Origin of the sequence: uncultured Aquincola sp., assembly GCF_964001545.1 — a bacterium.
Classification (GTDB): Bacteria; Pseudomonadota; Gammaproteobacteria; order Burkholderiales; family Burkholderiaceae_C; genus Aquincola.
Window position 1 is genome coordinate 1 of record NZ_CAXFDV010000697.1, and the last position, 4,969, is coordinate 4,969.

Consider the following 4,969-nt stretch of genomic DNA (forward strand, 5'->3'; position numbering starts at 1 on the left):
AGCAGCAGCAGCAACAACCCGCATGCCGCCGGCCTGGATTGCGGCGCCTGCGGCGGCCAGACGGGCGAAGTCAACGCCCGGCTGCTGGCCGGGCTGCTCAACGACCCGGCGGTGCGCAACGGGCTGCACGGCCGGGGCATCACGCTGCCGCCCAGCACCTGGTTCGTGGCCGGTCTGCACGCCACCACCACCGACGAGCTGCGGTTGTTCGACCTCGACCTGCTGCCTGCCAGCCATGCGCAGGATGTGGCGCAGCTGCAGGCCTGGCTGGCCGAAGCCGGCGACCGCGCCCGCGCCGAGCGCGCGCCCGGCCTGGGCCTGGAAACGGAAGCCGCCGATGCCCGCACGCTGCGGCAGGCCGTGCAGCAGCGCAGCACCGACTGGGCGCAGCTGCGCCCTGAGTGGGGCCTGGCCGGCTGCGCCGCCTTCATCGTGGCGCCGCGCGAGCGCACGCGGGGCCTGCACCTGGACGGCCGCGCCTTTCTGCACGACTACGACTGGCGGCAGGACGACGGCTTCGGCGTGCTGCAGCTCATCCTCACCGCGCCGATGGTGGTCACGCAGTGGATCAATGCCCAGTACAACGCCTCCACCGTCGACCCGCAACGCTACGGCAGCGGCGACAAGCTGCTGCACAACGTGGTGGGCGGCCACCTGGGTGTGTTCGAAGGCAACGGCGGCGACCTGCGCATCGGTCTGCCGCTGCAGTCGGTGCACGACGGCGAGCGCTGGCGGCATGTGCCGCTGCGGCTCAGCGTGTTCGTGCAGGCGCCGGCCGAGGCCATCGAGGGGGTGATCGACGGCCATGAGGTGGTGCGGCAGCTGGTGGACAACAGCTGGCTGCACCTGTTCCGGCTGGCCGATGAGGCAGGCGAGGGCGCTGCCGTCTGGCGCTATCGCGCCAGCGAGCCGGCCCGCTGGGTGGCGGAGGGCTGATTTGTAACAGTGGCGGACTCCGCTTCAGGTCGATCCGGCAAGGTCGATAGCGCTGATACCAGCTGTCGTCACTGTCAAAGCCATGAACCACCTGAAGATATCCACCCGCCTCATCCTCGGATTTGCCTTGATGGCGCTCATCGTTGCCGCCGTCGGCTTTTTCTGCCTGCTGCGGATGCAGGCCACCAACGACGAGGTCAACAACGCATTGGGGGTGCGTTATCCCACGGTCAAACGGCTGATCGCCGCACGCGAGGGCAATGCGGTCATCGCACGTGCGGTGCGCGACATGTTCATCTTCACCGAGCCGGCGCGGCTGCAGGCCCTCAAGACCGAGATCGACGAGGTGACCCGCCGCAATTCCGAGGTGCTGGATCAGGTGCGCGCGGCGGTGACCACCGTCAAGGGGCGCGAGCTGGTCGGGCACATCGACCAGGCGCGCAAGACCTTCCTGGTGCACAACGACAAGATCGTCGGCCTGCTGCTGAATGGCCAGCGCGACGAAGCCCGCCGCCTGCTGGCCGCCGACGTGTTGCCGGCGCAGCAGCGCTACCTGGAACTGCTGGGCACGCTGGCCGACCTGGGCAACCGCCTGATGGACGACGCCGCCAGCGCCAGCGCGGCACGCACCGAGGCCACGCGCTGGGCGGTGGGTGCGGCCATCGCCGCCGGCCTGCTGCTCGCGGCGGCCATCGCGACCTGGATCATCCGCAGCACGCTGCGCCCGCTCAACGAAGCCGTGGAGGTGGCCCGCAGCGTGGCCGCCGGCGACCTGAGCAAGGCATTCGACGCCAGCGGCGGCACCGAGACGGCGCAGCTGCTGTCGGCGCTGAAGGACATGCAGACCCGCCTGGCCGGCATCGTGGGCGAGGTGCGTGCCAATGCCGAAGGCGTGGCCACCGCCTCGGCCGAGATCGCCTCAGGCAACAGCGACCTGTCGGCCCGCACCGAGAACCAGGCCTCGGCGCTGGAACAGACCGCCGCCTCGATGGAGCAGCTGGGCGCCACCGTGCGCACCAACTCCGACAACGCCCAGCAGGCCAACCAGCTGGCCCAGGCCGCCAGCGACGTGGCCACCCAGGGCGGAGAGGCCGTGCAGCAGGTGGTGCAGACGATGAAGGGCATCAGCGACAGCTCCAACCGCATCACCGAGATCATCGGCACCATCGACGGCATCGCCTTCCAGACCAACATCCTGGCGCTGAACGCGGCGGTGGAAGCGGCACGGGCCGGCGAGCAGGGCCGGGGCTTTGCCGTGGTGGCCGGCGAGGTGCGCACGCTGGCCCAGCGCAGCGCCGAAGCCGCCAAGGAAATCAAGACGCTGATCGCCCAGAGCGTCGAGCGGGTGGAGCAGGGCACCCGCCAGGTGGACCAGGCCGGCGCCACCATCGAGCAGGTGGTCACCTCCATCCGCCGCGTCACCGACATCGTCGGCGAGATCAGCTCGGCCTCGCGCGAGCAGGCTTCGGGTGTGTCGCAGGTGGGTGAAGCCGTGACCGCGATGGACCAGGCCACGCAGCAGAACGCGGCGCTGGTGGAAGAGTCGGCCGCCGCGGCCGAAAGCCTGAAGCTGCAGGCGCAGCAGCTGGTGCAGGCGGTGGCGGTGTTCAAGCTGGCGGGTGGGCACGGCCGGGTGGCTGCCCCGGCGCCGGCGGCGCTGCCCAGCCAGGCCGCTGCGGCGACACGGCCGGCACCGGCCCCCATCGCGCGCCGCGCCCCGGCAGCGCCCAGCCGCGCTGCCGCCAAGCCCCGGGTGGCGACGCCCAGCCGCGCCGCAACGGCAGCGCCCGCGCCGCGCGCAGCCAGCACCGCGCCGGTGGCCAGCCCGGCACCTGCGCCCGCACCGGCCGCAGCCGTGGTCAACGACGACGACTGGTCGACCTTCTGACCCGCTGAGGGTGGTGAGCCACAGCGGCTTGCCACGACTACTGTATGCACATACAGTCAAGCCTCCAACAGGAGGCTTTTTCATGTATCCGTCTCTTCGCCAGCACTACCGTCCCACCGTTGACCGCCGGCCGGCCTGGCTGCGCTGGCTCTGGGCGTGGCTGTGAACGGCTGAGGTGTCAGCGGTCCCAGGCAAAGCCCAGCACCGGCGTCAACGACGGGGTGCAGCAATTCAGGCAATGGCCGGGGTTGCGCCTGGGCAGCCGCAGCTGGTGGTTGGTGCCGCAATGGCTGCAACGCCACCAGCAGGTGCTCACCTCCGCGGCTGGCCTGCGCACCTGCGGCACGCCTTCGGCAGGCGTGCTGGCGTCGGCCCGGGGGGCCTCGTCGGGGGTGGGCTGGGACATGGTCGCGGTCACAACGCTCGTGCGTGCGGTGGTCGTCCGGTGGCTATCGGCATTTGCCGCCGCCGCTTGATGGGCCGCTGAACCCGCGCGCCACGCCCGCCTGCTCAAGCCGCCTTCCGCGCCGACCGATATCAGGCGGTACGGGCATGGCCCGGGGCGAACAGCGTGCGTACCCTCTTTCGAAATCCGACATCCATCGGCGGCGGCGCCGATCCTTCCCCCGAGCGGATGCAGGCCCAGTTCGCGGCGTTGTCGCGCCTGGTGCCGTTGATGTATTTCATCCTGCTGGCCAATGCCTCGGTGCTGGCCTACACCTTCCGCGCCAAGGCGCCCAGCCACCTCACGCTGTACCCGGCGCTGGTCTTCGGCAGCATCTTCCTGTGGCGCACCCTGAGCTGGTGGCGCCGGCGCGGCCAGGTGGTGGCGCCGGCCTATGCGCGGCGGCAGCTGGCCGTCAGCAGCGTGCTGGCCGGCGTGCTGGCGGTGCTGCTGGCCGGCTGGGGCCTGGCGCTGTTTCCGTTGGGCGATGCATTCGACCAGGGCCACGTCGCCTTCTTCCTGTCGCTGACGATGATCAGCAGCATGTTCTGCCTGGTGCATGCCTGGCCGGCGCCGCTGATCATCGCCATCTTCGCGGGGCTGCCCATCGTCACCTTCCTGGGCCTGGCCGGCGGTCCGGTGTTCAGCGCCATGGCCAGCGACCTGGCGCTGGTGACGCTGGCCACGCTGCTGGTGCTGCGCATCCAGGGCTGCGACTTTGCCCGCCTGATCGAAGCGCGGGTGGAAGTGAGCCGGCGCGGCCAGGAGCAGCAGCGCCTGCTGCGCATGATCGAAGACCTGCCGCTGGCGGTGATGACCGTGGAGCCGGGCAGCCTGCAGGTCAACTACGCCAACCGCGCGGCCACGGCGCTGGTGCAGCGCATCGGGCAGCTGCTGCCCGCGCCGGTGGCCACGCCGGTAGGCAGCCCCCTCGACCTCTTTTTGCAGCAGCCCGAGCAGCAACGCCGGCTGCTGGCCGACCCGGCGCGGCTGCCCCACACCTTGCGCAGCCACATCGGCGGCGAGATCCTGGAGCTGCAGGTGTCGGCCGTGATCGGCGGTGGCGGCGACCACCGCGGCCTGATGGTGACGCTGGCGCTGGTGACGGCGCAGGTGGAGGCCGAGCGGCGCATCCTGCACCTGGCGCACCACGACTCGCTCACCGGCCTGCACAACCGCTACACCTTCCATGAGCAGGTGGAGCAACGCCTGGCCGGCTGCGATGGCGGCGGCCGCGAGATGGCGGTGCTGGTGATCGACCTCGACGGCTTCAAGATGGTCAACGACACGCTGGGCCACCGCACCGGCGACGCCCTGCTGGGCGAAGTGGCCGCGCGGCTGCAGGCCCACTGCGCCGGCCGCGCGCTGGCCGTGGCCCGCCTGGGCGGCGACGAATTCGCGGTGCTGCTGCCGGGGGCCGACCCCGCCACCGCCGAGCTGCTGGCGCGTGGGCTGCTGAGCTCGTTGTGCGCGCCTTACCAACTGGCCGACGAGCGGCGCACGCGCATCGGCGCCTCGGTGGGCATTGCGCTGTCGCCGCCGCATGGGCATGACGGCGAAACGCTGCTGTCGCGCGCCGACATCGCGCTGTATGCCGCCAAGGCGGCCGGCCGGGGTACGGTGCGCACCTTCACCACCGAGATGCTCACCCGCATGCAGGAGCGGGTGGACCTGGAGGTACGCCTGCGCGCCGCGCTGGA

General features: G+C 71.2%; 4 protein-coding genes. 3 read left to right on the forward strand and 1 reads right to left on the reverse strand.

The genetic code is table 11. The features are described 5' to 3' along the window. Both ABNT58_RS24470 and ABNT58_RS24475 read left to right on the forward strand, forming a co-directional pair. Positions 1-936, forward strand: a 936-nt coding sequence (locus tag ABNT58_RS24470; RefSeq protein WP_348756000.1) for a putative inorganic carbon transporter subunit DabA, incomplete at its 5' end; no start/stop codon positions are given. An 82-nt stretch (positions 937-1,018) separates the two neighbouring features. Continuing rightward, positions 1,019-2,824 carry a methyl-accepting chemotaxis protein gene (locus tag ABNT58_RS24475; protein WP_348756001.1) on the forward strand — a complete coding sequence of 602 codons (1,806 nt, stop codon included), beginning with the start codon at positions 1,019-1,021 and terminating at the stop codon, positions 2,822-2,824. Between the two features lie 178 nt (positions 2,825-3,002). Here the strand turns inward: ABNT58_RS24475 and ABNT58_RS24480 are convergent, their stop codons facing one another. Then, positions 3,003-3,230 (reverse strand): hypothetical protein, encoded by a 228-nt coding sequence (locus ABNT58_RS24480; RefSeq protein WP_348756002.1) that lies wholly within the window; start codon positions 3,228-3,230, stop codon positions 3,003-3,005. A gap of 228 nt (positions 3,231-3,458) precedes the next feature. Here ABNT58_RS24480 and ABNT58_RS24485 point away from each other — a divergent pair. Beyond that, positions 3,459-4,969 (forward strand): diguanylate cyclase (locus ABNT58_RS24485; RefSeq protein ID WP_348756003.1); only part of this gene is annotated, 1,511 nt, incomplete at its 3' end.